This is a genomic window from Candidatus Rokuibacteriota bacterium, from assembly GCA_016209385.1.
Classification (GTDB): Bacteria; Methylomirabilota; Methylomirabilia; order Rokubacteriales; family CSP1-6; genus JACQWB01.
The window spans coordinates 1-26,526 of the sequence record JACQWB010000244.1 but is presented as its reverse complement, the minus strand read 5'-3'; the positions used below and the strand labels follow the sequence as shown (position 1 = coordinate 26,526).

29 protein-coding genes are annotated in these 26,526 nt (G+C 67.4%); 7 read left to right on the top strand and 22 right to left on the bottom strand.

The features are described 5' to 3' along the window. Positions 1-91: 91 nt before the first annotated feature. From HY726_18405 to HY726_18335, 15 genes are all read right to left on the bottom strand, one after another. Positions 92-2,143 carry a transglycosylase SLT domain-containing protein gene (locus tag HY726_18405; GenBank protein ID MBI4610968.1) on the bottom strand — a complete coding sequence of 684 codons (2,052 nt, stop codon included), beginning with the start codon at positions 2,141-2,143 and terminating at the stop codon, positions 92-94. Positions 2,144-2,151: 8 nt separating this feature from the next. Beyond that, positions 2,152-2,739 (bottom strand): CDP-alcohol phosphatidyltransferase family protein, encoded by a 588-nt coding sequence (locus tag HY726_18400; protein ID MBI4610967.1) that lies wholly within the window; start codon positions 2,737-2,739, stop codon positions 2,152-2,154. A gap of 11 nt (positions 2,740-2,750) precedes the next feature. Further along, complete coding sequence (gene glnD / locus HY726_18395; GenBank protein MBI4610966.1) at positions 2,751-5,459, bottom strand: [protein-PII] uridylyltransferase; 2,709 nt, start codon at positions 5,457-5,459, stop codon at positions 2,751-2,753. A 158-nt stretch (positions 5,460-5,617) separates the two neighbouring features. Further along, positions 5,618-5,800, bottom strand: a complete 183-nt coding sequence (locus HY726_18390) for a hypothetical protein (protein ID MBI4610965.1) — start codon at positions 5,798-5,800, stop codon at positions 5,618-5,620. Continuing rightward, positions 5,790-5,966, bottom strand: coding sequence for a hypothetical protein (locus HY726_18385; GenBank protein ID MBI4610964.1), 177 nt, complete (start codon positions 5,964-5,966; stop codon positions 5,790-5,792). Before HY726_18385 ends, HY726_18390 begins: the two co-directional genes overlap by 11 nt. Positions 5,967-6,014: 48 nt before the next feature. Continuing rightward, entirely contained in the window at positions 6,015-6,251 is a 237-nt protein-coding gene (locus tag HY726_18380; GenBank protein ID MBI4610963.1) for a hypothetical protein, read from the bottom strand. Continuing rightward, positions 6,238-6,453 carry a hypothetical protein gene (locus HY726_18375; GenBank protein MBI4610962.1) on the bottom strand — a complete coding sequence of 72 codons (216 nt, stop codon included), beginning with the start codon at positions 6,451-6,453 and terminating at the stop codon, positions 6,238-6,240. The genes HY726_18380 and HY726_18375 overlap by 14 nt, the downstream gene beginning before the upstream one ends. 363 nt (positions 6,454-6,816) lie before the next feature. Further along, positions 6,817-7,206 carry a PIN domain protein gene (locus HY726_18370; GenBank protein MBI4610961.1) on the bottom strand — a complete coding sequence of 130 codons (390 nt, stop codon included), beginning with the start codon at positions 7,204-7,206 and terminating at the stop codon, positions 6,817-6,819. 202 nt (positions 7,207-7,408) lie between these two features. Further along, complete coding sequence (locus tag HY726_18365; protein MBI4610960.1) at positions 7,409-7,747, bottom strand: DUF86 domain-containing protein; 339 nt, start codon at positions 7,745-7,747, stop codon at positions 7,409-7,411. Continuing rightward, on the bottom strand, positions 7,734-8,036 hold the full coding sequence (locus HY726_18360) for a nucleotidyltransferase family protein (GenBank protein MBI4610959.1): 303 nt from the start codon (positions 8,034-8,036) through the stop codon (positions 7,734-7,736). Before HY726_18360 ends, HY726_18365 begins: the two co-directional genes overlap by 14 nt. 266 nt (positions 8,037-8,302) lie before the next feature. After that, entirely contained in the window at positions 8,303-8,617 is a 315-nt protein-coding gene (locus HY726_18355; protein ID MBI4610958.1) for a hypothetical protein, read from the bottom strand. Further along, the gene (locus HY726_18350) at positions 8,614-9,888 is read right to left on the bottom strand and encodes a HEAT repeat domain-containing protein (GenBank protein MBI4610957.1); all 1,275 of its coding nucleotides are present in this window, start codon (positions 9,886-9,888) and stop codon (positions 8,614-8,616) included. Before HY726_18350 ends, HY726_18355 begins: the two co-directional genes overlap by 4 nt. Before the next feature lie 13 nt (positions 9,889-9,901). Continuing rightward, positions 9,902-10,270, bottom strand: a complete 369-nt coding sequence (locus HY726_18345) for an SWIM zinc finger family protein (protein ID MBI4610956.1) — start codon at positions 10,268-10,270, stop codon at positions 9,902-9,904. 92 nt (positions 10,271-10,362) lie between these two features. Further along, the gene (gene cas6 / locus HY726_18340; GenBank protein ID MBI4610955.1) at positions 10,363-10,638 is read right to left on the bottom strand and encodes a CRISPR system precrRNA processing endoribonuclease RAMP protein Cas6; all 276 of its coding nucleotides are present in this window, start codon (positions 10,636-10,638) and stop codon (positions 10,363-10,365) included. Further along, a complete protein-coding gene (locus tag HY726_18335) occupies positions 10,620-10,781 on the bottom strand; it encodes a hypothetical protein (GenBank protein MBI4610954.1) in 162 nt (53 codons plus the stop codon). Before HY726_18335 ends, cas6 begins: the two co-directional genes overlap by 19 nt. 475 nt (positions 10,782-11,256) lie before the next feature. Between HY726_18335 and hisC the strand changes: the two genes are divergently transcribed. Beyond that, positions 11,257-12,348 (top strand): histidinol-phosphate transaminase, encoded by a 1,092-nt coding sequence (hisC, locus tag HY726_18330; protein MBI4610953.1) that lies wholly within the window; start codon positions 11,257-11,259, stop codon positions 12,346-12,348. A gap of 101 nt (positions 12,349-12,449) precedes the next feature. Here the strand turns inward: hisC and HY726_18325 are convergent, their stop codons facing one another. Continuing rightward, positions 12,450-12,803, bottom strand: coding sequence for a hypothetical protein (locus tag HY726_18325; GenBank protein ID MBI4610952.1), 354 nt, complete (start codon positions 12,801-12,803; stop codon positions 12,450-12,452). A 205-nt stretch (positions 12,804-13,008) separates the two neighbouring features. On the opposite strand from HY726_18325, the gene HY726_18320 reads away from it, so the two are divergent. The 3 genes from HY726_18320 (at position 13,009) to HY726_18310 (ending at position 15,797) form a co-directional block, all read left to right on the top strand. Next, positions 13,009-13,560: a hypothetical protein gene (locus HY726_18320; protein MBI4610951.1), complete on the top strand. Its 552-nt coding sequence runs from the start codon at positions 13,009-13,011 to the stop codon at positions 13,558-13,560. Between the two features lie 40 nt (positions 13,561-13,600). Beyond that, the gene (locus tag HY726_18315; protein MBI4610950.1) at positions 13,601-14,563 is read left to right on the top strand and encodes a P1 family peptidase; all 963 of its coding nucleotides are present in this window, start codon (positions 13,601-13,603) and stop codon (positions 14,561-14,563) included. Positions 14,564-14,807: 244 nt separating this feature from the next. Next, positions 14,808-15,797: an ABC transporter substrate-binding protein gene (locus HY726_18310; GenBank protein ID MBI4610949.1), complete on the top strand. Its 990-nt coding sequence runs from the start codon at positions 14,808-14,810 to the stop codon at positions 15,795-15,797. A 20-nt stretch (positions 15,798-15,817) separates the two neighbouring features. On the opposite strand, the gene HY726_18305 is transcribed toward HY726_18310, so the two are convergent. The 6 genes from HY726_18305 to dnaA all read right to left on the bottom strand — a co-directional run bounded on the left by HY726_18305 (position 15,818) and on the right by dnaA (position 25,099). Beyond that, positions 15,818-16,090, bottom strand: a complete 273-nt coding sequence (locus HY726_18305; protein ID MBI4610948.1) for a UPF0175 family protein — start codon at positions 16,088-16,090, stop codon at positions 15,818-15,820. A 70-nt stretch (positions 16,091-16,160) separates the two neighbouring features. Next, positions 16,161-17,447: a serine--tRNA ligase gene (serS, locus tag HY726_18300; GenBank protein ID MBI4610947.1), complete on the bottom strand. Its 1,287-nt coding sequence runs from the start codon at positions 17,445-17,447 to the stop codon at positions 16,161-16,163. A 53-nt stretch (positions 17,448-17,500) separates the two neighbouring features. Next, on the bottom strand, positions 17,501-19,939 hold the full coding sequence (gene gyrA / locus HY726_18295) for a DNA gyrase subunit A (GenBank protein MBI4610946.1): 2,439 nt from the start codon (positions 19,937-19,939) through the stop codon (positions 17,501-17,503). Positions 19,940-19,955: 16 nt separating this feature from the next. Then, positions 19,956-22,334 (bottom strand): DNA topoisomerase (ATP-hydrolyzing) subunit B, encoded by a 2,379-nt coding sequence (gene gyrB, locus HY726_18290; GenBank protein ID MBI4610945.1) that lies wholly within the window; start codon positions 22,332-22,334, stop codon positions 19,956-19,958. A gap of 204 nt (positions 22,335-22,538) precedes the next feature. Then, positions 22,539-23,633 carry a DNA polymerase III subunit beta gene (gene dnaN / locus HY726_18285; protein ID MBI4610944.1) on the bottom strand — a complete coding sequence of 365 codons (1,095 nt, stop codon included), beginning with the start codon at positions 23,631-23,633 and terminating at the stop codon, positions 22,539-22,541. Positions 23,634-23,779: 146 nt separating this feature from the next. Beyond that, positions 23,780-25,099: a chromosomal replication initiator protein DnaA gene (dnaA, locus tag HY726_18280; protein MBI4610943.1), complete on the bottom strand. Its 1,320-nt coding sequence runs from the start codon at positions 25,097-25,099 to the stop codon at positions 23,780-23,782. Between the two features lie 341 nt (positions 25,100-25,440). Between dnaA and rpmH the strand changes: the two genes are divergently transcribed. The 3 genes from rpmH (at position 25,441) to yidD (ending at position 26,325) form a co-directional block, all read left to right on the top strand. Further along, positions 25,441-25,575 (top strand): 50S ribosomal protein L34, encoded by a 135-nt coding sequence (gene rpmH, locus HY726_18275; protein ID MBI4610942.1) that lies wholly within the window; start codon positions 25,441-25,443, stop codon positions 25,573-25,575. 102 nt (positions 25,576-25,677) lie between these two features. Continuing rightward, positions 25,678-26,055 carry a ribonuclease P protein component gene (gene rnpA, locus HY726_18270; GenBank protein ID MBI4610941.1) on the top strand — a complete coding sequence of 126 codons (378 nt, stop codon included), beginning with the start codon at positions 25,678-25,680 and terminating at the stop codon, positions 26,053-26,055. A gap of 6 nt (positions 26,056-26,061) precedes the next feature. Continuing rightward, entirely contained in the window at positions 26,062-26,325 is a 264-nt protein-coding gene (gene yidD / locus HY726_18265; GenBank protein MBI4610940.1) for a membrane protein insertion efficiency factor YidD, read from the top strand. The last annotated feature ends 201 nt before the right edge of the window (positions 26,326-26,526 follow it).

The window sequence follows — 26,526 nt, the reverse complement described above, 5'->3', positions numbered from 1 at the left end:
GCCCCTCGGCTCGAACCACCATTCCTGGGGGAGGCCTCGGAGGGGGCCCGGGTACCCACGCCGAAGGCGTGGGTGTCCCCCTCCGATCGAGCTAGCTTCCCCCGTAGATCCGCCGGTACTCTTCCCACGAGACCAGGACCCGCTTGACAAAGGCGCGGGTCTCCTCGAACGGAATCTGCTCGACGAAGGCCTCCAGGTCGTCGCTCCGCCGCGCTCTCCACCATTCGCGCGCGCGCAGGGGCCCCGCGTTGTAGGCGGCCAGGGCCAGACGCGGGTCGCCGAACTCCTTGAGGAGCCCGGCGAGAACCTCGGCCCCGAGCTCCAGGTTGAGGCGCGGGTCGTCGAGGAGATCGCCGTTGCCGAAGGCCAGCCCGCGGCGGAGGGCCAGGGGGCGGGCCGTGTGGGGCATGAGCTGCATCAACCCGCGCGCGCCAGCCCGCGAGCGGGCCTGCGGGAAGAAGCTGGATTCCTCGCGCACCACAGCCGCGACCAGGTAGACATCGAGCCCCACCCGCTCCGCGGCCTGCCGCACCTCCCGCGTCCAGCTCATCGGGTAGAACAGCTCCCAGAACCGGCGCGGCAGGCCGGGATGCCCGCTCCAGGCCACGTCGACGAAGTACCGCCTCAGGATCCTGAGGGCCAGGTGGTGCTCCTCAGCGCGCGCCCAGAGGGCGGAGAGGCCGTAGAGCTTGAGCGGGTCGGAGCCGGCGCTCGCCGAGATCTCCTCGAGCTCGGCGCTGGCGTGGTGGACGAGCCCCACGGCCCGAAGGGCTTCCACCTTCGCGAACCGGAGCTCCGCCGCCAGAGGAGCGAGCGGATCAGAGGGGAGCCGGAGCGGGAGCGACCCGCCAGGAGCCTCGCCGGCGCCCCGCACGCGCCGCGAGGCGAGGATTCCGTAATAGCTCCGGGGGGCCTCGGCGAGCAGGCGCCGGAAGAAGCGCTGCGCCGCGTCGGGCTCGCCCAGCGCCTCGCGACACCGCCCCGCCCAGTACGCCGATTGGCGGCGATAGGCGCGACCCGCGGGAAGCTCGGCGACCTCCCCGAACTCGCGCGCGGCCCCCGCGAGGTCGCCGCGGAGATAGGCGATCCAACCGAGGCGCCAGAATGCCAGAGCCGCGGCCTCGTGATCGGGGAACTCGCCCGTCGCGCGCCGGTACGCGCCGACGGCCTCGTTTACCCGTCCCGCATCTTCGAGGACACGGCCTTTGAGCACCAGTGCCCGGGCGACCTCGCGCTCTTTGGGAAACTGCTGGATCAGCCGGCCCAGGCTGCCGAGGGCTGCTTCGTACGCCCCGGCCCGGTACTGAAGCCGCCCGAGTTCGAGGAGCAGCAGAGGACGGCGCGGCGCCGGCGCCAGCGCCAGCGAACGGTCCACCGCTGCGGCCGCCTGGCGATAGCGGCCCGAGCGCCTCAGGCTCTCCGCCAGCACTCCGAGCGCTCTCAGCGCCAACTCGGCGCCCGGTCGCTCCGCGAGGAGGGCCTCGGCTTCCTCGCGCGCGGGCGCCGACGCGCCACCCGCCAGGAGCCGTTCTGCGCGCTCGAGCCGCTCCTCCTGCGTGGGGGCCGGCAGGACGACCCCCGCTTGGGCCAGAGCCGCGAGACGATCTCCCGCCGCCTCGCCGTATGGTGTCCAGGGGGCGAGCAGCCACAGCTCCCTGAAGCTCTGGGCGGCCTCGAGGCCGCGCCCCTGGGCCTCCAGCGTCAACCCCAGAAGGTAACGCGCGAGGGGGCCCTCGGGAGTCGCGGGAAACCACGAGAGCAGGCGGCGGAGGAACCGCTCAGCCCCGGCCTCATCCCCCTCCTGCGAGGCCAGGTGGGCGGCGCGGAAGAGCGCGTCGGGGACCAGGCGGCTGTCGGATTCCTCCACGGCGAGGGATTCGACCGCCTTCCGGGCGCCCGCCAGGTCACCGACGCGGGAGAGGCTCTCGGCGAGGAAGAACCGGGCGTAGTCGGTCAGAACAGATGCGCGCTCCGAGACCATCCGAAAACCCGCGACCGCGGTGGGCCAGTCGCCGGTGCGTAGCGCCTCAACCGTCGTGCTGAAGCGTGCGCGCTCCTCGGGAGTCAACGCCGGCGAGCCCGCGCCCGCAGCGCCCAGCCAGCCCCCCAGCAGCAGAACGAGCACCGCGCCGCCGCGCCGCACAACCCGCCCTACCGGAGCGCGCCGGACCGGGCAATCCGCCGCGTGTAGAGAATCCGCTGGACCGCAGTGACGTTGACCAGCACGGCCAGGACCCAGAGCACGAGCGGGAGGATGCTGAGGAGGGCGCCGGCGATCAGGCAGATCTGGCGCTCGGGCCGCTCCATCAGCCCGACCTCGCACTCGACCCCGATCGACTGGGCGCGCGCCTTGGTGTAGCTCACCATCACGGTCCCGATCAGCACCGCCATGGTCAGCAGCACTTCGGCGCGCCGGCCCGCCCGGACGAAGAGGAGGAGGAGCCCCAGCAGCACCACCAGGTCCGAGTAGCGATCGATCACCGAGTCCAGGAACGCGCCGAAGGGCGTCACCTGTCCCGACAGGCGGGCCAGCGACCCGTCGAAGAAGTCGAAGAGACCGGAAACGATCAGGAGCGCGCCCGCCAGCCGCTCGCGGCCGGCGGTGAAGGCGAGCGCGGCCAGAAGGCTCGTGGCGAGCCCCAGGATCGTGAGGTGGTTGGGTCGGACGTGGAACCGGAGGAGGACCCGCGCGAAGGGATCGGTCCAGCCGGCGAGCTGGTCTTTGTACCGGCTCAGCATGAGGCGCGGGGTCAGAGCGCGGTGACCAGGGCGGCTTCCAGGGCCTCGCGGATCTGGGCCAGCGCGGCAGGCTCTTCGACCTTCCGGCCGTGACGGTCGGTCGTATAGAACACGTCGAATGCGTGATCGATCTCCGTGGCGATCCGGGCGCTGCTGATATCGAGCCCCTCGCGGGAGAGCGTCCGTGTGATCAGGTAGAGGAGCCCGACCCGGTCCAGGCACTTCACCTCCACGACGGTGTGGGTGTCCGAGAGGTGGTTGTCGAGGACGACCTTGCCCGGCCCGGGAATCGGCTCGGCCTCGCCGCGGCGCCGCGGGCCGCGCTCCGCCAGCAGCGCCTCCACCGCGGTCTCGCCCCGGATGACCCGGCGCAGATCGCCGAGGATTCGGGCCCAGCGCGCTTCGGCGGTGACGGCCTCCCCGAAAGAATCGTTGACCTGGAAGGTGTCGATGGCGATCCCGTCCGCCCGCGTGTGGATCTGAGCCGAGAGGATGTTGATCCCGTTGGCGGCCAGGGTCCCCGCGATCAGCGAGAAGAGTCCGGGCAGGTCGCGGGTGACTACGACCAGGTCCGAAAACCCCAGCTCCGCGTGGTGGAAGAGCTCGGTGGCGGCCGCCGCTTCCTCGAGCTGCTCGATGAGCCGCAGGTGGGCGGCAATCCGCTGGGCCCCGGTGGTCCACCGGTAGCGCTCCGCCATGGCCAGCAGGTGCCGCTCGACCCTGGCGCGCGAACCCTCCTCCCCCAGCTCCTCCACGACCCGCGCCGCCACCGCCTCCTGGCTCGGCCGCTCCGGGGCGCCCCCGCTCAGGTGGGCGAGCGCGCGACGGTAGAGCTCCCAGAGGATCGACGCCCGCCACTGGGTCAGCACGCCGGGGCCGACCGCGCGCATGTCGGCCAGCGTGAGGAGGTAGAGCATCCTGAGCCGCTCGGGCGTCTGCACTGCCGCCACCAACGACTCGATCGTCTTGGGATCGTCGATGTCCCGCCGCTGAGCCACGTGCGACATCAGCAGGTGGTGCTCGGCGAGGAACACCAGCGTGGCCGCATCCTCCCGTTCCAGGCCCAGGCGTAGGGCGAGAGCTTTAATGAGCGGGACTCCCTTCGCGACATGACCGTGTCCCCTCGCCTTGCCGATATCGTGGAGGAGCACGCCCAGCAGGAGGATCTCGGGCTTCTCCACCTCGGGAAGCACCTGGGCAACGCCCTCGGACTCCTCCGACTGCCCGGGGGCGAGCGATTCCAGGTGCTCGACCGCCAGGAGCGAGTGCTGGTCGGCGGTGAACTTGTGGTAGACGTCGTACTGGACCAGGCACGTCAGCGCCCCGAACTCGGGGAGGTAGCCGCCCAGCAGGCCCAGCTCGTGCATCGCGCTCAGGGTCTGCGCCGCGCGCCCCCAATTCCGGCAGATGGCAAGCAAGAGGTCGCGCGCGTCGGACGAGCGCCGGAACGCGTCGTCGACCAGGTCGAGCGAGTCTTCGATGGCGCGCTCCAGATCGATGGACAGCTCCGCGCCGGTGCGGTGCATGTGCCAGAAGACGCGCAGCAGGCGGATCGGGTCCTGCCGGAAGGCGGGCGATCCGCCGTCGGCCAGGTGCAGGCGCCCGTCGAACACGACCAGCCCGTCGGCCAGTGCCTCCTGGCGGAGCCGTCGGGCCGCGGCCCCGCGCCGCGAGAGGGTCTCCTGGCACCGCGCGATCAGGCGCTCGGAAACCCGGTGGATCACCCGGGCGTGGAGATAGTACTCGCGCATGAACTTCTCCACGCCGAGCGAGACGTCGTCGTCGGTGTAGCCGAAGTTCTTGGCGATCTGCGCCTGGACATCGCGGGTCAGCGCGTCATTCTTGTGAGCGGAGAGGAAGTGAAGTTCATTCCTCACGCGCCACAGAAAGGTGAGCGCGGCATCCGCGGCCTGACGCTCGCGGCCGGTGATCAGGCCCTTGTCGGCGAGTTCCTGAAGCGTGCGGGCGCCGAACTTGGACGAGGCGAGCCACATGGCGGTGTGGATGTCCCTGAGCCCGCCCGCCGACTCCTTGACGTTGGGCTCGCCGATGTACGGCGACGCGCCGTACTTCCGGTAGCGCTGGTCCCGCTCCGCGAGCGTCGTCTCCACGAACGCGGGAAAATCTTTCCGGTAGAGGTTCTCGTTGAGGACGCGGCGGAAGCGTCGGAACAGGCGCCGATCGCCCGCGAGGTACCGCGCGTCCTGCATGGCGGTGCGGCTCGGGAAGTCGGTCCGCGCCATCGCCAGGCAGTCCCCGAGGCTGCGACAGCTGTGCCCGAGCTGGAGGCCCAGGTCCCAGAGCGTGTAGAGGATCTCCTGGGTGATCCGCTGGACGCTCGGCGTCATCTCGTCCGCGTAGATCACCATCAGGTCGATGTCGGAGGAGGGATGGAGCTCGCCCCGGCCGTAGCCGCCCAGCGCCACGAGGACGAGCGGGGAGGGATCCAGCCCCTGGCGCCGGCAGTCGTCGAGCGCGAGACGGAAGAGCTGCCGGAGGAACTCGTCGATGAAGCCGGCGTGAGCCTGGACCGACTCCTGCCCCGAAGCGCCTTCGGCGTGCCGCGCCTTGAGGGAATCGTAGCCGGCGGCCAGGTGCTGGCGGAGGAGATCGAGGCGGACGCGGCGCCGGCGGTCAGCCAGCTCGGCGGCCGAACCCAGGAAGGAGCGCTCCAACTCCGTCTCGGCCCGCCTGAGCTGCCTGAACAACTCTGCGGCCATGACGCCCCGTAGCCTACATGGCCGCCCCGCCCTTGTCAAACGCGGGCGGGCCCGGGTAGTGTCCTAATTTGAAGTTTGCTTGTATCGCCGCGGCTCGGCTCCTTTGCTTTCCAGACAGCCGACCTTGACCAAGTCGCGCAAGCCACAAGTCGGACAGTTTAGTCCAAGTAGGATCGTGCAAGCCTTCGCAGCCTCCGGCCCTGAATCGTCGCGGACGCCCGGGTCATCTTCCAGACCGGATCCGCCAGGGTGGCGCGGCCGATCACGCGAGGTGAGATGTAGACCTCATGCGCCAGGTTTACCTCGAAGGCGATATCCAGTATCTGATCTTCAATCTTCACGCTCGCTTCCTGCACCACAATCGGAGTCCGGCACGTCGCGCCTCGTGGCCTTCGAACCAAACAGCTTGAGGGCCAGGAGCTGCCGGCCCAGTGCCGCCCGCACTCTCTGCGCAAAATCCTGAATGGCATTGGCGTCCTTCCGCTTCAAACGTAAATGCTTGTTCATCTCCTCATCTCCCGTACATCCAGCCCGCCCTCGCTGCCCATGGGTCAGCTACCCGAACATCCACGTTCTCATCGGTGTAGATTCTTGAGCAACTGGCATAGGTTTCTGGACTTTTCCAGTTACCACAGCAAAGAATTCGCACAGGTTCTGTAGAGTGGTGAGACCGCCACCCTCATGCCACATTGGAAGGATAATTTCGCGCGCCGAGGCGTGTTTTTTCGCATCCAAGAAGACATACGCATGCACGAGGACATTGGTGTCGATCAGCCGATCACCACCGTTCATACAGCTCCTCTCGGCGCCGATAGAGAAGCTTCCCTCCCTTGTGCGGGTTCTTCAGGAGCTCAATTTGGCGTTTGACGATCTCGTCTTCCCGCACCTGGCCAAGGGGTTTGATCTCTACCAGTGCCGGGCACTCATCCGGAAGGTCAGGGTTCTCTTCGAGGACAATGGTATTGCCTTTCACAATGCCTTTATAAACTCTCATGCTCATCTTCCTCCTCGTGCTACTTTAGCATGCCGAGCTTTTCTTCTGATCCTGTCCCGCTCGTTCCCGCCAGGAGCAGGAGCGCCGCGCCGTCGAACACCATCAAGTACTTCGAACACTGGCAGCCGCCAGTCCAGCCCGGGAGACCACGGCTTAGGCGCGCAGGCGCGCTTTCTGCCTCGCGCGCGGTGCCACTCTCACCTTGAGGCCAAGACGACGGCAGGCCCGGGCGGCCCTGTCCGGATCAACCGGTTTCAGCCAGGCTTCGAGCGGTAAACCCTTTGTCTCCCGATAGTGCGCCTCTCTTACCCGATGGATCCACTTGAGCGATGAAAATTCTCTCTCGCCCTTAGACGCCACAGCTCACACCTCCTCCGGTGAGACAATCTCAAGCAAAGGATATCCCAGCCGGACGTTCACCGCATGGACTGCACGCCGGGTTTTCACATTCACCAGATGCCGAAAATTCCATGAGACGAGCGCATCCACCCGGGCGACCGTGGCCACCGCCACATGACGCAAGTCGTTTCGATAGCGGACCGGCACGACACGGGTCGCCACATACTCGGCGAAGAGCGCGCGGCACTCCGCATCTTCCACGACAAGCTCAAATTCAACGTCGCGGACCTCCCGGAGAATCGCCTGCCTGAGGTCAGCCGGCGCCTGCTCCAGCTCCTCCTGTACGACATTAGAGATCACCCCGTCGTGAATGCCCTGAGCTGTCGTCCGCAAAAGCCGCCGCGTAAGGGCCATACGCCGAGAGTCCTCTCGGTCTGTCAGGGCGCCCAGCACAGAGGTGTCAAGATAAAGGCGCACGCTCTTCTCTCACTGTTCCTGCAGCGCTACTTCAGTCGCTTGTGCCGCCATAACTCCAGGAGCAGGAGCGCTGCGCCGTCGCAGTTCAATCCCGTCCATAAGGCAACGGCGCTCAACGGGGGTCTAAACTCAATTGCCCTCATTTCTCGTCTAATGCTTTCTCCAGCGCCGCGAGCAACGGCGGGAGGTCTTGCTGTACAGTGCGCCAAAGGATTTCGAGGTTGATGTCGAAGTAGGCGTGGACCAGGCGATGACGCATACCAATAATGTCCGCCCAGGGAATCTTCGGGAATTGCGCCCTCGTCTCTTCCGAGACCTGATTGGCTGCCTCGCCGATGATCTCGGTATCCTTGATTAAAGCGAGCACCAGCATGCGGTCCGTATCCAGGTCGGACCGCACCCGGCCTCGCGCAAACTCCAACGCCTCGCGGGCCGCGTCGCGCATGTGCCTGAGGCGGTTGGCATCATCCTTCCGCATACTGGAGCTCCGCCTCCGCTATCACGTCCGCGCGGAAGTAGCGGCTCAGATCCTCCGGGGTGCGCAGATCCACCTTCCGACCCCCGAAGATCGCCGACAGTTCCCGCTCGAGCCGCGCGATGCCCAAAAGCCCCGGCACATGCTCTGGCTCGAACTCCACCAGAACGTCAACATCGCTGTCGGGGCCGAATTCCTCCCGCAGCGCCGACCCGAACAGCGCCAGGCGCCGGATGTGGTGCCACCGGCAAAACGTCACCAGACGTTCCCGGTCTACATGGATTTGTGCCACGACTTCACCTCCGTGATCTTTAGGCTGTCGGTGCCGCGGCGGGCCAAGGTTGTCCGTGCCTGCCCGTTCGCGGGACGCAGGCGGCCGCTGCGCTTCGCAGCGCAGACAGGTACTCAGCGGTGTCCATGGAGGCGCGTAAGGCGTCGGCCATGCGCGAGACCTCGGCCTCGTGGGCTACATGCCTGCCGGGCGGGTGGTGACGCCGGTGGTGTTCTTCTGCCCCCAAGGCTTGCCGATGTGTGAGGCTATACAGCCATTGTCGCCTATCATAATCGTTGTGTGCTTTCTCGGCCAACTGCGGCCGACCCCCCTTCCCCACGACGGCTGGAGGCTGGCCACTGTCGTTCGCCTGCTTGCCGCTCCGCAGGAACCGCGCCAGCGAGAATCTTTCCTTCATCCTCACTCAGACCGTAGTGGCGCGGGCGCGCCAGGATGGGCAGGAGCTCCAGGAGCACGTCCAGCTCGATCAGGCTGTGCTCGAAGAGGCTCTGCTCGTGGCCCCGGCGCTTGGCGAGCTTCGGCTTCCAACCGCGGGCCTGCATCCAGGCGGCGGCCCCGATCATGAGCTCTGGGCGATTCATCCTTGCTTCTCCGCGTCGCGTCCCAGGCAGCAGCGCTTGTACTTCCGGCCGGAGCCGCAGGGGCAGGGATCGTTGCGCCCGACCCTGGGACCGCGGTCCGCGGGCCGCCGCGCCGGAGTGAGCAGCCCTTCCGGATCGCCGTAGCGGTCGGCAAGCCGCGCCGCCTCCGCGAGCAGGCGGGCGCGAGCCGGGCCCACTTCCTCGACGCCCTGCTCGATGAGCCACTCGCAGGTCTGGCGGCAGATCCGGAACTCGTCCAGTTCGTCGCGCCACCGCTCCCGGGCGACCGGGGTCACCGGCTCGCCTTGCTCCCGGTGCTCCCACTCCCTGTCCTCCAGCTCGTCGAGCAGGTCGAAGAGGTCCTCGATCCCGTCTTCCCTGGCCTCGGCCAGAAAGCGGAGCTGATAGGCGGCGATGCCGACGGCGGTCTGGGGACAGGCGGCTACTCCGGTAGGGCGTTCGAACGGCGCGCCGCACTCCTCGCAGGTCTCGGGAGGCTCGCCCGCCTCGGGCTGTTCCTTGACGATCTCTTCAAGCGGCCGGAGCGGGATCGGGACCCGTTTCGGCTTCTGCTCCTTCTGGCGTTGCATCAGCGCGGCCATCCAGAGCCAGCTCGGCCTGAAGCTCCCCAGGGCAGGCTGGCGCCGGTAGCGGAGCCGCCAGTCCTGGGTCCAGAGGGGCGTCCGGCGACGGCCCCAGTGTAAATCCTTGAGGACGTCCTCGAACTCGATCCGCTGCCAGGGCTCGCAGGTTCGGTACGCCTCGTAGAGCGCCGGGATAGCTTCGGGCCGTCCCTGATCTCCCAGGGCCATGGCGGCCACGTCTCCGAGCTCACGGTCGCGGTCGAGGGCCTCCAGCAGGGCGGCATGGCTCCGATCGTCCGGGATCCAGCCCAGGCCCGCGTAGGCGTGCACCCGGAGCAGCGGGTCAGGCGCTCCGGCGATCTCGAGCAGGGCCGGCACCGCCCGCGGGCCGATCTTGGTCAGCGCCTCGACCGCGGCCAGCGCCAGGGTCTCATCGTCTGTCCGGCGCATCTGGCTGATCAGCGGCTCAATTGCTGAGGGGTGCCTGAGCTCGCCGAGGAGGACGACTGGCCACAGCAGGTCGCGCTCCTGCTCGTCCTGCCAGTGGGCGAGGGTTTCAGCGAGGGTAGGGATCGCGGTCTCTCCCATAGCCAGCACCCGCTCCATCGCGCGGACCGGCATCCCGGCAGGCCAGGTCGTGATCTCTTCGATCAGGTCGTCAAGGGAAGGCGTGCCAGGCTCTGTCATGCGGCCGGCCTCCTCACCGCCACTCGTCGTCCTCTTCCTCAGCCGCCAGGTCCTCGGGCTCCTCGTCCTCGAAGCCCTTGACGCCAGGAGCGGCGAGCCCCTCGGGGGCCCGCGCGATGAGCCGACCGATGGCCTCAACCAGCTCAGCTTTCGGCCGGCTCGCGAGCGTCTTGAGAAAGCCGTCCGCATCGAAGAAGCTCCGGGGATTGGCGCGGCACGTGTGCTCAAGGGCGTGGACGTGCTTGCACGGCCACCCCTCGGAGGGACAAGTGCAGCCCGAGTTAAGCCCCCGGCTCCCCGAGCGGACCCAGGTGCGATAGACTCCGTAGTTTCCCTGGATCCTGGCAAAGAGCTGCCGCCTGAAGCGCACCCGGTGGGTCATCAGGGGGGAGTCCACGTAGGCTGCTGCCCGGTCCTCGAAGGTAGGAGCGCGACGTTTAGGCTTTGACCTGCGCGTTCGTTGGCGAGAAATTTTCATGTCTCGCCTGTCCCCGGGCCCACGGCGGGCCGGTCTAGCCGGTACTGTCCCAGGCCGAAGGTGGCGCCTTTGCCGACATGCGTCCACTGGCCGAAGACGAGGTAGGGCCAGAACGGTTTGAGATCGCCTTCGTAGGTGGCGAGGCCGGTGAGACCGTCCCAGGTCATCTGCCGGCCCTGACGGGAGGAGTAGCGCGTCCACTCCGCCCATCGAGTCTCGTCCCTGAAGAGGCGAACCGTCTTGGCCCGTTCGATCAGGCCTCGATAGTCCACGTCGAGCCGACTGGGCAGGCCAGACGCCTGAAAGCCTGCCCGAAGGCTCCCCGCAGGGTCGAGCCCAGGTAGGCCGGCAGGTCCAGAGGTTCGAGGGCCTCGAGAATCACGCGGTAGCGGGTCAGAACTAGCCGCGATTCCATCGCGCCTCGCTTTAACAGAACACGGCCGGGTCTGCTTGAGCGGCCAGCACTTGAGTCCCTGCCCCCGGAGCGTGTGGCCAGAAGTATAGCTCATCCCGCCGGTCAGCAGCATGAGGACCGTCCAGGCTACCGCGCGCGGAAGGCTATCACGACCAGTCCCAGGCAGAGGCCCGATCCCTTGACCAGAGCTCCACGCGCTATCCCAGAAAATTGGTGGGGAGAGACGATTGGCCGCCTGACAGAGACGTTCGGAGGATGGTGAGCTTATTGTCCCCCGATGACGAGTTCGAGGGTCCCGAGACGAGAATCCGCCCGAGCATGGCCCAGCCGGGGCCGCGCCGGGGTGGGGGAAAGTTTCTGAAAGCTCAGCCGCTACTGGGGGAAAGATTCAGGGCTTTAAGAAATCTCTTTCTCACGACGCGCGCCGGCGCGCTCGGGCGACGCGCCGCAAGGCCGTGCGGTACAATAATGCGCCATGCGGCGGCTCTGGCGGCCAGTCCTCGATTCCCTGACCCCCTACGACGCGGGGAAACCTCTCGAGGAACTGGAGCGGGAACTCGGCCTCGCCGAGATCATCAGGCTCTCGGCCAACGAGAGCCCGCTCGGGCCCTCGCCCCGCGCGGTAGAGGCTGTCGTCCGGGAGGCGCGCCGCGCCCACCTCTATCCCGACGGCGGCGGCCTCGCCCTCCGGCGCGCCCTGGCCGAGCACCTCGGGGTGGCTCCCGAGGCGGTGCTCCTCGGCAACGGCGCGGACGAGCTTCTCGCGCTCATCGCCGCGGCGGCCTTCGAGCCCGGCGACGAGGTGGTGATCCCGCGCCCCTCCTTCGAGCCCTACGGCACCGCGGCGACCCTCGCGGGGGCCACGCCCGTCTGGAGTCCGCTCGTGAACTACGAGACCGACCTCGCTGACGTCGCTGCGCGCGTGACGCCCCGGACCAAAGCCCTGATCCTCTGCTCCCCCCACAACCCCGCCGGGAGCGTCATCCGCGTCGGTCCGCTCGAACGCCTCCTTGCCGACCTCGGCAGCGATCCGCCCCTGGTCATCCTGGACGAGGCCTACCGCGACTTCGCCGAGGACCCCGAAGCGGCGGACGGCGTGGCACTCGGGCGGCGCCACCCGACGCTCATTGCGCTGCGGACCTTCTCCAAGGTCGCGGGGCTCGCCGGCCTTCGCGTGGGCTACGCCGTCGCGCAGTCCGAGGTCATCGATCGGCTAAACCGGGTGCGCGCGCCGTACAACGTCAACCGGCTCGCCCAGGCGGCCGCGCTCGCGGCGCTGGCCGACCGGGAGCACTGGGAGCGGACCGTCCGGCTGGTTCGGGAGGAGCGCCGCCATCTGACCACCGAGCTGACGAGGCGGGGCTTCCGGGTCGTCCCCTCAGAGGCCAACTTTCTCCTGGTCGGGGTCAGCGCCGACGCCGACGCGCTGCGCGAGAGGCTCTTTCGCTCCGGAATCCTGGTGCGCGCGGGGGCGCCGCTCGGCTTTCCCGGCCACCTCCGGATCACGGTGGGGACGCGCGCGCAGAACGACCGGCTCCTCGCCGTCCTCGACGGGGCGCGCGCCTGAGTCGGAGGGGGCCTCGACGGCCCCCTCCGAGGCCTCCCCCGGAGGGTTGCGCCGGCAAAGCCGGCGCTCGAAACGCGGTTCTTCCGACGCGCTCCGAGCAATCAGCGGCGGGTGGGTGGAGAAGTGCCGCGACGGCCCCTGAGCGCCGCCAGCTCGGCCTCCGCCTCGCCGACTCGCCTGCTGAGGGCGTCGCGCTCGAGCGTGAGCGCCGAGACCCGCTGCTGGAGGAGCATGGCGCGGTCCCGCCACTGCGTGGCCACGCTCCTGAGCGCCTCCGCCTCCTGGTAGATCTGCCTGATCTCCGCCTGGAGGCGCCCCTCGCGATCGGCGGTGCGCTTGTACTGGATCCCGGTCCACGCGGCGAGCACGGCCAGGAGCACGCTCGCGACGATCAGGCCCCACGGCCGGCCCGGCGCGCGATCCGCGTCGCGATCGGAAAAGCCTCGTCCCGCCACCGCGGTCCTCCCTATCTCCATGGTGCGCCGCCATTGTATCGGGCCCGCGCCCGACGCCCAAGCAATTTCGGTCGCGCCCGACCCTATTGGGCCTCGCCTCGTGGCTGTGACTTACCCGGGTCTCGCCTCGCCTGCGGCTCGTCGGCAGCCCCTCGGCTCGAACACCCATTGGCACCGCGGCGCGGATTGGGTATGATCGGCGAGGATGGAAAGATCGGCTGCTCCAGCTTCGCTCAGGCGCTTTTTCGACCGCTCGATCCGTCGGAGTTTCGGCGACCTCAGCATCCGCGACGAGGTGGCGGCGGACTACCTGGCCGACCTCCTGACACGCTTCGCCCGCTCCGAAACCCTCTACCCGCTCGGCGTGGCCGGCGCCCGGCTCGAGACCGTCGCCGAGCTGCTCCTGGAGATCCAGCGGGCGTGGGAGTTCGAGGCTCCGCACTTCAACCCGGTCCAGGAGCGAGAGCTTCGCCGGCACATCGGCGACTACACCCTCTTCATGACCGGCCTCTTCCGTGAGCGCGTCGAAGGGCTGTCGGTGACCGGCTACTACATCCGCGAGGGCAAGCGCGCCTACCGGTTCGTGTCCGAGCACGACCGGGCCGACGCGCGGCCGCTCGCGGGGCTCTTCAGGGCGCTCGCCGACCGCTTCGAGGGCTTTGCCGGCGCCCTGACCTACATGCGGAAGGTGTACTTCCGCCCCGAGTTCGCTCCCCGGGCCCACCCGTTCTTCAACCGCCTGATCACCGAATGGTAGCCGGGACAGCCGCGACGCGCCGCGGCGCCTCTCGCCATTCGTGATCACCGACGTCCCGGGCATCCGGGTCGGCCATGCCACGGACCGGACGGGGCTCACCGGATGCTCCGTCGTCCTCTGCGATCGGCCCGCCGTCGGCGGAGTCGAGCTGCGCGGCTGGGCCTGCGGCGTCCACGGCCTCGACTTCCTCGACCCGCGCCACCTGGTCCCCACCCTCGACGGCGTGCTCCTGTCCGGCGGGAGCGCCTTCGGCCTCGAGGCGGTCTTCGGCGTGATGCAGTGGCTCGAAGAGCGCGGTGTCGGCTTCAGGGCCGGCCCCACCGTCGTCCCCCACGTGGCGGGCGCGATCCTCTTCGATCTCTCGGTGGGGGACCATCGGGCCCGGCCCACGCGGGCCATGGGCTACCAGGCGTGCCTCAACGCCCGCGCCGGTCAGGTCGAAGAGGGAAGCATCGGGGCGGGGACCGGGGCCACCGTCGGCAAGCTCTTCGGGATCGCGCGGGCGATGAAAGGCGGGATCGGCAGCGCGAGCATCGGGCTGGGGGAGGCAATCGTCGGCGCTCTCGTCGCGGTGAATGCGTTCGGCGACATCAGGGACCCGGAGACAGGCCGGCTGCTCGCGGGAACCCGGCGCGCTCCGGGGGACCTGGGGCTCGTCGACACCGCCGCCGAGTTGAGCCGGGGCGCGCCGCTCCGCGGGTTCGGTCCCCTTCAGCACACGACGATCGGCGTCCTTGCCACGAACTGCAGGCTGACGAAGCCGGAGGCGCTGAAGGTCGCCCAGCTCGGCATGACCGGCTTCGCGCGCGCCGTTTCCCCGCCCCACACGGCGGTGGACGGCGACGTGCTCTTCTGCCTGTCAGTGGGGGATGTCCCGGCCGAGCCGACCGCGGTCGGCCTCGCCGCGGCCGAGGCCGCGGCCCAGGCCATCGTCCGCGCGATCAGGGCTGCGACCCCACTTCCCGGCCTCCCGGCCTGGCACGACCTCCCGAGGGATGCGTGAACGGCGACCGGACCCCCAGCGGCTCGCCGCGCTCGCTGCGGGGAATGCTCCACCCCACGCTCGTGCGCGTCAGCTTCAGCTTTCGCCTTGACAGACCTCCTTATCCGCTCCTATCCTGCCGCGTAACCGTTAGCCATACTTTTATCCGCTCCGCATCGGCGGAACGGGAGGGCCAGCAGCGAGCGAGCGGCGGGCATGGTCGTGGCACCCCCCGCGTCGTCGAACCGGAGGTGAAAAGGTGAACATGAACACCACCCGGCTGGCGCTCGCAATCGTGGCCCTTAGTCTCGGCCTGCTGGTGGGGCCGCCATCGGCGGCGGCGCAGCAGCCCAGGAAGGTTGCCCGGATCGGGTTCCTATGCCAGCTCTTCAAGCCTGGACCCGCGCTGGTGGCTTTACGGCAAGGTCTGCGGGACCTGGGGTACGTCGATGGCCAAAACGTCGTCCTCGACACCCGCTTCGCCGAAGAGAAGCTCGATCGCCTGCCGTCCCTCGCTGCCGAACTGGTCCGGGCCAAGGTGGATGTCCTAGTTCCCATGGGTGCAGCGGCGGCTCGTGCGGCCAAGCAGGCGACGACCGTGATTCCCATCGTCCTGGCCGGTGCCGCCGATCCTGTGGGTACGGGGCTCGTTGCCAGTCTTGCTCGGCCCGGCGGGAACATCACCGGCATCAGTTCGCTGACGGTGGAGTTGGCCAGCAAACGTCTGGAGCTACTCAAGCAGGTCGTCCCAGGAGTCACGCGGGTCGGCGTCTTTTGGGATCCGGAGGAGCCAGAGGAAGTCGCCGAGTGGAAGGAGACTCAACTCGCGGCACGTACGCTCGGGCTTCAGCTTCAGTCGTTAGAGGTGCCAGGATTCACCGATATGGAGAAGGTGCTGACGGCGCTGGACAGCTCACGCGTCGACGCCCTCATCAACCTCGGGTGGATTGGTCCGTCCTTTCCTCGGGGAAAGCGCATTGTGGTATTCGCGGCCAGGCAGCGGCTGCCGGCAATGTACGGCCGGTCGGTCTTTGTGCAAGCTGGCGGATTGCTGTCCTATGGCCCGATCTACGAGGAACTGTTCCGGCGCGCCGCGACCCATGTCCACAAAATCTTGAACGGCGCCAGGCCGGGCGACCTCCCCGTGGAGCAGCCCACGAAGTTCGAGCTGGTCGTGAACCTGAAAGCCGCGAAGGCCCTCGGCCTCGCGATCCCGCCGTCCGTCCTCGCCCGGGCGGACAAGGTCATCGAGTGACCGACCGCGCTGCCTTCAAGTCACCACGCCTTGCGCAGATTCTTGAGACCTTCCAAATAGTCCTCGGTCTCGAGATTGCTCTGGACTCCGTACTCAGCCAGCACGGTTATCATTCGTCCAACAGATAGACCGGCCAGTTCCGCCGCTTTGCCGAGAGAGGCTTCTCCTTTTCTGTACCTCTCTATGGCGAGCATCACTCTGCCTTTGTACACAACTTCCCGTACGGCCTTGGACAGGTCTTCTTTTCCTTCCTCGGCCAGTTTGTGGAGGAAGGCGTAGTTCTCCTCGTCCATTCGTATGCTCACGGTCTTTGGCACTTAGCTCACCCCCACCATGATGGGAGAGGATTGGCGCGAGGGGGGATCAGGGCGCGGTGATCCGCTCGAGCCCGTCCATGTACGGCCGCAGGGTCGGCGGAACCGTGACGCTGCCGTCCGCCTCCTGGTAGTTCTCCAGAACGGCGATGAGCGTGCGTCCCACGGCGAGGCCCGAGCCGTTCAGGGTGTGGCAGTAGGCAGCCTTGCCGCCGCCAGCCGGCCGGTAGCGGATCTCGGCGCGGCGGGCCTGGAAGGCCTCGCAGTTCGAGCAGGAGGAGATTTCGCGGTACCTGCCCTGCCCCGGCAGCCACACTTCGAGGTCGTAGGTTTTAGCCGCGGCGAAGCCCAGGTCCCCGGACGCAAGCACGACGACCCGGTACGGAAGCCCGAGCCGCTTCAGCACCTCCTCGGCGTCGCTCACCATTGACTCAAGCTCCTCATAGGACGCTCCGGGCGTTGTTACCTTGACCAGTTCCACCTTGTCGAACTGGTGGTGGCGCATCATCCCGCGCGTGTCCTGCCCGTAGGTGCCGGCCTCGCGCCGGTAGCAGGGCGTGAAGGCCACGTAGCGCTTCGGCAGCTCCTGCTCTTTCAGGATCTCGCCGCCGTGAAGGCACGTAACCGGCACCTCGGCCGTCGGGATGAGATAGAGCGTACGGTTCTCGTCCGGCTCCTGCGTCTTGAAGAGCTGCTCCTCGAACTTCGGCAGCTGCCCGGTGCTCAGCATCGTCTCCGCGTTGACCAGGTGGGGCACCCAGACCTCCTGGTAGCCGTGCTCCCGGGTGTGGAGGTCGAGCATGAACTGGATGAGCGCCCGCTCGAGCCGCGCTCCAACCCCCCAGAGCACCGCGAAGCGCGATTTGGCCAGCCGGGCCGCGCGCTCGAAGTCAAGGATGCCCAGCCGCTCGCCGATCTCCCAGTGGGGCTTCGGGTCAAAGGCGAATTGGCGCGGGGTCCCCCACCGGCGCATTTCCTGGTTCGCCTCTTCCCCGCCCACGGGCACGCTCGGATGCGACAGGTTCGGGAGCTCGAGGAGGATGGACTCGATCTCCTTGTCGGCTTCGCTGATCTTCGTGTCTTCCTCCTTGATCTCGTCGCTGAGCTCCCGCATCCGGGCTATCTTCTCGGTTGGGGTTTCTCCTCCGCGTTTGGCTTGAGCGATCTCCTGGGTCACCGTATTGCGAAACGCCTTTTTGGCTTCGACGGCCGTCACCCGCTTGCGGCGCATCGAGTCAACAAACAGCAGTCTCTGCACGAGCTCGTTCCCGCCCCGGGTTTCAAGGGCCCGCGCCACTTCGTCAGGGTGCTCGCGAATGAACTTGAGGTCCAGCATGTCAAAAAAATAGGCCGCCGGAGCGGCCTCTGTCAAACCCCCTCGGGGGCCGCTTATGCCTCGCGCTCGCCCTGCTCGGCTTCCACGCGCGCCACGCTCCCGACCTGGTCGTCGGGATCCAGGTCGATGATGCGCACGCCCCAGGTGTTGCGGCCCTGGGACGAGATGTCGGCCGCGTGGAGCCGGATCATCTTGCCCTTGGTGGTGACGACCAGGATGTCGTCGCCCTCCCGCACCTGCAGCATTCCCACCACGCTGCCGTTGCGGCCGCCGGTCTTGATGTCGATGATCCCCTTGCCCCCACGACCGGTCAGCCGATACTCCTCGAGCGGCGTCCGCTTCCCGTACCCGCGCTCGGTGATGGTGAAGATGCTCACGCCCTCCTGGACGACGGCGGCCGCGATGACCTCGTCGCCTTCCCCAACGTCGATTCCGCGCACGCCGCCCGCGCCGCGACTCTTGGCGAGAATCTCTTCTTCAGAAAAGCGAATGGTCATCCCGAGCTTCGTGGCGATCATCACCTCGCGTCGACCGTCGGTCCGGCGCGCGCTGATTACCTCGTCGCCCGCCTCGAGATCCATGGCCTGAATGCCGCCTGTGCGGATGTGAGCGTAAGCCTCCAGCTTCGTCTTCTTCACCTCGCCGTGCCGTGTGGCGAGGAGAATGTGGCCGCCAGCGGTAAACTCCCGCACCGGCACGCACGTCGCGACCCTCTCCCGCTCTCCGAGCGCCAGCAAATTAACCATCGCCTTGCCCTTGGCCTGGCGTCCACCTTCGGGGATCTCGTGCACTTTCAGGCGATGGCCCTTGCCGAGGTTGGTGAAGAAGAGGAGGTAGGAGTGGGTCGAGGCGACGAAGAGGTCCTCGACGATGTCCTCCTCCTTGGTCTCCATGCCCGTCACGCCCTTGCCGCCGCGCCGCTGGCTCCGGTAGAGATCCACGTGGGTCCGCTTGATGTACCCGGAACGCGTGACGGTGACCACCATCTCCTCGTCCGCCAGCAGGTCCTCGATGGTCAGCTCGGTGGTCTCCGCCAGGATCTCCGTCCTGCGCTCGTCCCCGTATTCCGCCTTGAGCGCGAGAAATTCTTCCCGGATGATCCCCATCAGCCGGGCGTCGGAGGCCAGGATGTCCTTCAGGTCCGCGATCAGAGCCAGGGTCTGCTCGTGCTCCTCCACGATCTTGTGGCGCTCGAGCTGGGTCAGGCGCTGGAGCCGCATGTCCAGGATGGCCTTGGCCTGGGTCTCGGTGAGCTCGAGCCGCCGGATCAGGGCGTCCTTCGCCGCCTCCGGGTGCTCGGCCCCGCGGATCAGCCGGATCACCAGGTCCAGCTGCTCCACCGCCTTTCGCAGCCCCTCCAGGATATGCGCCCGCTCCTCGGCCCGGGCCAGGTCGAAGCGGGTCCGCCGCGTCACCACCTCGCGCCGGAAGCGGATGAAGGCCTCGAGCATCTCCTTCAGGTTCACCACCTGCGGGCGCCGGTCCACGAGCGCCAGCATGATGACGCCGAAGCTCGACTGCATCTGGGTGTGCTTGTAGAGCTGGTTCAGGATGATCTGCGGGATCTCGCCCCGGGAGAGCTCCAGCACGATCCGGATCCCGTCCCGGTCGGACTCGTCCCGGATCTCCGACATCCCCTCGATCTTCCGCTCGCGCGACAGCTCGGCGATCTTCTCGATCAACGCCGCCTTGTTCACCTGGTAGGGGAGCTCGCTGATGACTATGGCCTCGCGGCCGCCGCGCATCTTCTCCACGTGCGCCTTGCCCCGCATGGCGATGCTGCCGCGGCCCGTGGTGTACGCCTCGTGGATCCCGGCCGTGCCGTGAATGTAGCCGCGCGTGGGGAAGTCCGGCCCCTGGATCACCTTCATGAGGTCGTCCACGGTGGTGGACGGGTTCTCGATGAGCATGACGAGCCCGTCCATCACCTCGGAGAGGTTGTGGGGCGGGATGTTGGTCGCCATGCCGACCGCGATGCCGGCCGAGCCGTTGACGAGCAGATTCGGGAGCCGCGTGGGGAGTACGGTGGGCTCGCGGAGGGACTCGTCGAAGTTGGGGACGAAATCTGCCGTGTCCTTCTCGATATCCGCGAGCAGCTCGTGGGCGATCTTGGCCAGGCGCACCTCGGTGTAGCGCATGGCCGCCGGCGGGTCGCCGTCCACCGAGCCGAAGTTGCCCTGCCCGTCGACGAGCGGGTAGCGGAGGGAAAACTCCTGGGCCATCCGGACCAGCGCCTCGTACACCGGCGCGTCGCCGTGGGGGTGGTACTTGCCGAGGACCTCGCCGACGACGCGCGCGGACTTCTTGTAGGCCCGGTTCCAGGCCAGGCCCAGCTCCTGCATGGCGTAGAGCACGCGCCGGTGGACCGGCTTGAGCCCGTCGCGGATGTCCGGGAGCGCCCGCCCGATGATGACGGACATGGCGTAGTCCAGATAGGACCGACGCATCTCCTCTTCGATCGGGATCGGGACCTGTCGCTCGTTGGTGGGCAAAGGCGGAGGGCTTGCGCTAGACGTCGATGTTCACGGCGTCGAGCGCGTGCTTCTCGATGAACTCGCGGCGCGGCTCGACCGCGTCGCCCATCAGTACCGTGAACATCTCGTCGGCTCCGACCGCGTCCTCCGTAGTGACCTTCAGGAGGGTGCGGGTCTCCGGATTCATGGTCGTCTCCCAGAGCTGCTCGGGGTTCATCTCGCCGAGCCCCTTGTAGCGCTGGATCGACGCGCCTTCCTTGGCGAAGGTGAAGACCGTCTGGATCAGCTCGTCGTAACTTCTGGCCTCAACCTCCTTGCCGCCGTCGTTGATGATGACTGCCGGGCCACGATAGAGGTGCGGAAGATCTTGGTACACGTCGAAGAGCAGCTGATAATCTGGTGACTTTAGAACCTCCGTCGGGATATCAACCGTTGTCTCCCCGACGATGTGTACGATGAGGTCGCCTCCATTCTCCGGCTCCTCGAGTTCGACCTGAAAGCTCTTCAGCCCCGCCTCTGTCGCAGCCGCTTGAACCGCCTCGCCCCATTGATCCCGGCTAGAGCGTCTCGCCGTCTTGATCTTCGCCTTTAGGAACCCCTCAAGAATCTGGCGGGCGACGCCGCGCTTTACCAGCTTTTGGAACAGGTGCTTGTACTCCACCACCTTCTTCAGCACCCCGAGGAGTGTTTGCTCGGTAATCGGCGTCCCCTTACCCGGGATTTTCACTTTGGCCTTCTCCACCCAGGTCGTGAGCAGGAGCTCCTCCAGCTCGCGCTCGTTCATCAGGTACTTCTCGACCCGGCCCTTCTTCACCTTGAAGAGCGGGGGCTGGGCAATGTACAGGTAGCCGGTCTCGATGACCGGCACCATGTGGCGGAAAAAGAACGTCAGGAGCAGGGTCCGGATGTGGGCCCCGTCGACGTCCGCATCGGTCATCAGGATGATCTTGTGGTACCGGAGCTTGGTGAGGTCGAACTCCTCCGGCCCGATGCCGGTCCCCAGCGCCGAGATCAGCAGCCGGATCTCCTGGTGCGAGAGCACCTTGTCGTAGCGCGCCTTCTCGGCGTTGATGATCTTGCCTCGGAGTGGGAGCACCGCCTGGGTCCGCCGGTCCCTCCCCTGCTTCGCGGAACCGCCGGCCGAGTCGCCCTCCACCAGGAACAGCTCGCGGTACTGGGGCTCGCGCTCCGAGCAATCGGCCAGCTTGCCCGGCAGCGAGTCGTCATCGATCCCCTTCTTCCGGGCCAGCTCGCGCGCCTTGCGTGCCGCCTCCCGGGCCTGGGCCGCGCGCACGCACTTCTCGACAATGCGCCGCGCCGTGGGCGGGTCCTCCTCGAACAGCTCCGCCAGCTTGTCGTTCACGATGGACTCGACGAGCCCCTTGACCTCGCTGTTCCCCAGCTTGGCCTTCGTCTGCCCCTCGAACTGGGGCTCGGGGAGGCGGACCGAGATCACGGCGGTGAGTCCCTCGCGCACGTCGTCACCGCTGATGGCGCCCTTGAACGTCTTCAAGTAGCCGTTGGCCTGGGCGTACGCCCCGATCGTCCGCGTCAGCGCCGCGCGAAAGCCGGTCAGGTGCGTGCCGCCCTCCCGAGTGTTGATGTTGTTCGCGAAGGGAAAGACGTTCTCCTGGTAGCCGTCGTTGTACTGGAGGGCCACCTCCACCTGCGTGTCGCCCTTCGCCCCCTCGACGAAGATGGGCTTGGGGTGGATCGGAGTCTTATTCTGGTTGATGTGCTTCACGAACTCGATGATGCCGCCGTTGTAGTGGAAGGTGTGCTTGCGCTCGTCCCGCTCGTCCTCGATCGTGATCTTCAGGCCCCGGTTGAGGAACGCCAGCTCGCGGAGCCGGTTGGAGAGCACGTCGAAGGAGAAGGCAGTGTCCTCGAAGATCTGGGAATCCGGCGTGAACCGGACGATCGTTCCGTGCTTCGCCGTCCGCTCCCCCGGCATCAGGTCGGTCGCCGGCTCGCCGCGCTCGTAGCGCTGGGTGTAGACCTTCCCGTCCCGTCGCACCTCCAGCTCCAGCCACTCCGCGAGGGCGTTCACCACTGAGATCCCGACGCCGTGAAGGCCGCCCGAGACCTTGTAGACCGAGTGCTCGAACTTCCCCCCCGCGTGGAGCGTCGTCAGGACGACCTCGGCCGCCGGCCGGCCGGTGGCCTCGTGAATGTCCACCGGGATCCCCCGGCCGTTGTCGCCGACCGAACAGGACCCGTCCGAGTGGAGGACCACCCGGATGTTGTCGCAGGAGCCGGCCAGCGCCTCGTCGACGGAGTTGTCGACAGCCTCGTACACGAGCTGGTGGAGCCCATAGGTGCTCGTATCCCCGACGTACATGGCGGGGCGCTTCCGGACGGCCTCGAGCCCCTCCAGGACCTTGATGTCGCTCGCGGTATAGGTATCTGTCATAGGGAAGCTCGTCGTCGCGCGCCGCGCGAGCCCCGAGTTAATCGCGCGGGCAAAGCCCGCGCGCGAACCCGATTTTTCCGGAGCCTGCTGAGGTGGGCTAGCGCGCCAAACCGGAGGGCTGGGAGTCTGGGGGGGGCGTAGTGGGGAGAGTGATCAGCGATACGATCCCATTGAAGATCCACCCTACCCAGCTCCCATGGTCGGTTAAATCCTCATGGGCATTATAACACAGAGGTACCCCTCGTTCTCGATGCTTTTTACGACGCCGGGGCTCGTGCTGTCCTTCAGCTCGAGGAGCACCTGGTCGGTCTCGAGCGGGCTCAGGGCGTCGAGCAGGTAGCGCGAGTTGAACCCGATGGCGACCTCGTCCCCCGAATACTCAACCGGCAGCGTTTCCTCGGCCTCTCCAAGCTCGGGGTTGGAGGCGCTCAGCTTCAAGCTCCCGGCCGCGAGGAGCAGCTTCACCGGCTTGGTGCGCTCCTCCGAGAGGACGGAGACGCGGCGCAGGGCCGCGGTGAGCCCGGCGCGCGAGAGCACGAGCCGCCGGGGGTGCCCCTTCGGCACCACCTGCTCGTACTGGGGGAACTGACCCTCGATCAGCCGGGCCGTCAGGAGGAAATTCGGCATCCTCAGCACGAACTGATTCTCCCCGAGCGCGACCTGAATCTCCTCCCCGGTGCTCACGACACGCGCCACCTCCTGGACGGCCTTTCGCGGGACGATCCCGACCCACCTCGAGCCCGCCCCGGCAAGCAACCGGCTCGCCAGGGCGAGCCGATGACCGTCGGTCGCCACCAGGCGGAGCTCTCCCTCCTGAAGCGAGAACAGCACCCCGTTCAGGGCGTACCGGCCCTCGTCGTGCGAGACGGCAAAGCTGCTCTGGGCCAGCATCTCCCTCAGGAGCTTGCCATCCAGGGTCGCCCACCCCAGATCCAGCCCGGGTTCGACCTGGGGAAAATCGCCGGAGGGCAAACCGACCAGCCTGTACGCCGCGCCCCCGCACCGGAGCCCCACCCACGCATTCTCCTGGAGCTTGATCGACAGCTCGGCAGTCGGAAGCTCTTTGACGATCTCGAGAAGCTTCCGAGCCGAAAGCGTGATCGCCCCCTTCGCCGCCACCGTCGCGGGAACCGACACGCGCGCCCCGACCTGAAGATCCGTCGCGGTGAGGCGAATCGATTCGCCGTCCGCCTCCAGCAATACGTTGGCCAGGATCGGCAGGGTCTGGCGCGGCTCGACGATGTTCTGGACCATCTGAAGGCCCCGGAGAAACGCGTCACGATCTACTCGGACTTCCATGAAGATCCTCCACTTCCAAATTCGTAGTCGTTAAAGGAGTCTGCCTGGTGGGTAGTGTGGACGACGCGGAACGCCGCGCGGCCCGGGCGAAACGCGGCGCCGGCTCCGGTGGGAAACCCCGTGGATAGTCGGTGGCAAGCGGTGGATCATGAAATGATGCTCTGGGTCAGCGTGTCGATCGTCTTGCGGAGTTTGGGATCCTCCTGGAGAAGGACCTGCACCTTCCCCACGGCGTGGAGCACCGTGGTGTGGTCTTTGCCCCCGAAGGCGCGGCCGACCTCAGCGAGCGAGGCGTGGGTGAGCTGGCGTGAGAGGTACATGGCGATCTGGCGCGGGAAGGCGACGGCCTTGGTCCGGGTCTTGGCTTTCAGGTCGGAGAGCTTGAGCGTGAAGAATTCCGAGACGCGGCGCTGGATCTGCTCGATCGTGATGATCTTCTCATCCTCTCCCCAGAGGTCCGAGAGGACCTCGTGGGCGAGGTCAACGCTCATCTCCCGCCCGGTCAGGGCGCAGAAGGCGATCATGCGCGTCAGCGCGCCTTCCAGCTCGCGGATGTTGGACTTGATGCGGCTCCCGATCAGGTAGGCGATGTCGTCGGGCAGGCGGATCCGCTCGATCTCGGCCTTCTTCTTGAGGATCGCGACGCGCGTCTCGAAGTCGGGCGGCTGGATGTCGGCGATCAGCCCCCACTCGAAGCGCGAGCGGAGGCGCTCCTCGATGTCCGGGATGTCTTTGGGCGGGGAATCGCTGGAGACGACGATCTGCTTTCGCGAGTCGTAGAGGTCGTTGAACGTATGAAAGAACTCTTCTTGGGTCCGCTCCTTGCCGGAGATGAACTGGATGTCGTCGATCAGGAGGAGGTCGATGCCCCGGTACTTGGCGCGGAACTCCACGTTCCGGTCGTAGCGGATCGCGTTGATGAGGTCGTTCGTGAAGCGCTCCGAGGAGAGGTAGAGCACGGTGAGCTGGGGGAAGTGGCCGCTGATCTGGTGGCCGACTGCGTGGAGGAGGTGGGTTTTGCCGAGGCCGACCCCGCCGTAGAGGAAGAGCGGGTTATACGCCCTGCTGGGCAGCTCGCCGACCGCCTGGCAGGCCGCCTGCGCGAACTGGTTCGAGGAGCCGACGACGAAGGTCTCGAACGTGTAGCGCGGGTTGAGGCCGGCGGCGAGCGTGGGGCGCAGCTCGGGCGCGGCCGCGTCCCGCGGCGACGGCGCGGCGGCCGAGGGGCGCTCAACGACGACGGAAACGCGCGGGTTGCCCCCGAGGCATTCCTGCGCCGCCGCCTGGAGCGCGTCGAGGTAGTGGTCGACAAGCCAGTCGCGCGAGAACTTGTTGGGGGCGCAAATCTCGACGCGGTCGCCGTCGAGGGCGCCGATTCGGCTCGGACGGACCCAGGTGTTCAGGGCCGCCGGGGGGATCCTCGTTTCGAGCGCCGACAGGAGGCGGGACCAGAGGCTGTCAAGCACGGTGGAGCTCCGGGCACGCTGAGCGGAAGCGAGTTACACACAGAGTTATCCACAGGTGTGGATAATACCAACTCGAGGCCAGCTGGGAGGGGAAACCCCAGGCGGGAGCACGACCCATCGAGACAGCACCCTCTCTGGAAGCGGTGAAACTCAGAAGCCCAGTCAGACCGATGGAGCAGTCCCAGCGATGACATCGGGGACCGCTGGCAAACGGCCGCCACGCACCATAGCACAGAGCGAAACGGCAAAGCAACAGGCTTTTCGCCGAGCGGCGCGCCTTGACTGGGCTGGCGGCGGCCAGTAGACTAGGGGCCGGTCGCCGCGAACGGAGACCGCCGCCGATGAAGCGAACCTACCAACCCAACCGACGGAAGCGGGAGCGAACTCACGGGTTCCTGACTCGCATGGGCACCCGCGGCGGCCGACGAACCCTCAAGCGGCGCCGGCTGAAGGGCCGGAAGCGCCTGACCGTCTAGGAGCGGGTCGGAGTAATGCCCTTCGAGCGCGGGCTTCGCCCGCGCAACCGTTTCCTGGGGGAGGCCTCGGAGGGGGCCATCTAGGCCCCCTCCGATTGTGCTATGCCCGGACGGTCGGGAGCTCAGGGGTTTCCCCGGAGCGAACGGCTCAGGGGGCAGGACGAGTTCCAGGCGGTCTTCAAGGTCGGCAGGCGGATCGAGCGGCCGGCGCTGCTCGTGCTCTGGCGGGGATGGGACGGTCCCCGCCAGATCGGTTTCGCAGTAACTCGCCAAGTCCGCGGTGCGGTGCGCAGGAACCGGGTTCGTCGGAGACTTCGCGAGGCCTACCGGGTGAGCCGCCAGGGCCTTCCAGCCGGGCTCCAGATCGTCTGTGTGGGGAGAAAAGCCGCGTTCGATGGTGCGTTTCAGGCACTCCGGCAGGACATGGAGGAAGCCCTGACCGTGGTGGCGAGACAGCACCGGGAAAGTAAGAGCCTCTGACCTCTTATGGCTTGGGTCGCTCGGCTAACCGCCCAACTTCTCAGGGGTTACCAGGTCGCGGTTTCGCCCTTTCTCCCGCGGGCTTGCCGTTTTGAGCCCAGCTGCTCGGAGTTTGCCCGGCAGGCGGTGCTGACGCACGGACCGGCCCGCGGCCTGTGGTTCGCCCTCAAACGCCTCGGGCGTTGTCATCCGCTCCACCCAGGGGGCTATGATCCCCCTCCAGCCAGGCCCGGCGGCCACCTCGTTTCCCCTCGGAGGGTGTCCGAGTAATGCGGCCGGCGAAATTCCTTCCCGCCCGAGCGCGCAGCCGCGCCGAAGGCGCACCCGGGAGACTCACGCTTTCGCGTGGGTACCCCGCCCGGGTACCCGCGCGGCCCGCGCAACCGATTCGCGTTCGAGCGCCGGCTTCGCCGGCGCAACCCATCTTGGGGGAGGTTCGGAAGGGGGGCGAAGCCCCCCTCCGAGTCAACT

What these genes read in the sequence shown, in the direction of transcription:
- hisC (MBI4610953.1), top strand. Translation starts at nt 11,257, where the DNA reads ATGCGGCGGCTCTGGCGGCCAGTCCTCGATTCCCTGACCCCCTACGAC.
- HY726_18350 (MBI4610957.1), bottom strand. Translation starts at nt 9,888, where the DNA reads ATGACAGAGCCTGGCACGCCTTCCCTTGACGACCTGATCGAAGAGATC.
- rpmH (MBI4610942.1), top strand. Translation starts at nt 25,441, where the DNA reads ATGAAGCGAACCTACCAACCCAACCGACGGAAGCGGGAGCGAACTCAC.
- dnaN (MBI4610944.1), bottom strand. Translation starts at nt 23,633, where the DNA reads ATGGAAGTCCGAGTAGATCGTGACGCGTTTCTCCGGGGCCTTCAGATG.
- HY726_18370 (MBI4610961.1), bottom strand. Translation starts at nt 7,206, where the DNA reads ATGGCCCTTACGCGGCGGCTTTTGCGGACGACAGCTCAGGGCATTCAC.
- yidD (MBI4610940.1), top strand. Translation starts at nt 26,062, where the DNA reads ATGGCTTGGGTCGCTCGGCTAACCGCCCAACTTCTCAGGGGTTACCAG.
- HY726_18365 (MBI4610960.1), bottom strand. Translation starts at nt 7,747, where the DNA reads ATGCGGAAGGATGATGCCAACCGCCTCAGGCACATGCGCGACGCGGCC.
- HY726_18375 (MBI4610962.1), bottom strand. Translation starts at nt 6,453, where the DNA reads ATGAGAGTTTATAAAGGCATTGTGAAAGGCAATACCATTGTCCTCGAA.
- HY726_18335 (MBI4610954.1), bottom strand. Translation starts at nt 10,781, where the DNA reads ATGGAATCGCGGCTAGTTCTGACCCGCTACCGCGTGATTCTCGAGGCC.
- HY726_18355 (MBI4610958.1), bottom strand. Translation starts at nt 8,617, where the DNA reads ATGAATCGCCCAGAGCTCATGATCGGGGCCGCCGCCTGGATGCAGGCC.
- HY726_18305 (MBI4610948.1), bottom strand. Translation starts at nt 16,090, where the DNA reads ATGGACGAGGAGAACTACGCCTTCCTCCACAAACTGGCCGAGGAAGGA.
- serS (MBI4610947.1), bottom strand. Translation starts at nt 17,447, where the DNA reads ATGCTGGACCTCAAGTTCATTCGCGAGCACCCTGACGAAGTGGCGCGG.
- HY726_18385 (MBI4610964.1), bottom strand. Translation starts at nt 5,966, where the DNA reads ATGAACAAGCATTTACGTTTGAAGCGGAAGGACGCCAATGCCATTCAG.
- HY726_18310 (MBI4610949.1), top strand. Translation starts at nt 14,808, where the DNA reads ATGAACACCACCCGGCTGGCGCTCGCAATCGTGGCCCTTAGTCTCGGC.
- glnD (MBI4610966.1), bottom strand. Translation starts at nt 5,459, where the DNA reads ATGGCCGCAGAGTTGTTCAGGCAGCTCAGGCGGGCCGAGACGGAGTTG.
- rnpA (MBI4610941.1), top strand. Translation starts at nt 25,678, where the DNA reads ATGCCCGGACGGTCGGGAGCTCAGGGGTTTCCCCGGAGCGAACGGCTC.
- HY726_18320 (MBI4610951.1), top strand. Translation starts at nt 13,009, where the DNA reads ATGGAAAGATCGGCTGCTCCAGCTTCGCTCAGGCGCTTTTTCGACCGC.
- HY726_18400 (MBI4610967.1), bottom strand. Translation starts at nt 2,739, where the DNA reads ATGCTGAGCCGGTACAAAGACCAGCTCGCCGGCTGGACCGATCCCTTC.
- HY726_18345 (MBI4610956.1), bottom strand. Translation starts at nt 10,270, where the DNA reads ATGACCCACCGGGTGCGCTTCAGGCGGCAGCTCTTTGCCAGGATCCAG.
- gyrB (MBI4610945.1), bottom strand. Translation starts at nt 22,334, where the DNA reads ATGACAGATACCTATACCGCGAGCGACATCAAGGTCCTGGAGGGGCTC.
- HY726_18380 (MBI4610963.1), bottom strand. Translation starts at nt 6,251, where the DNA reads ATGAACGGTGGTGATCGGCTGATCGACACCAATGTCCTCGTGCATGCG.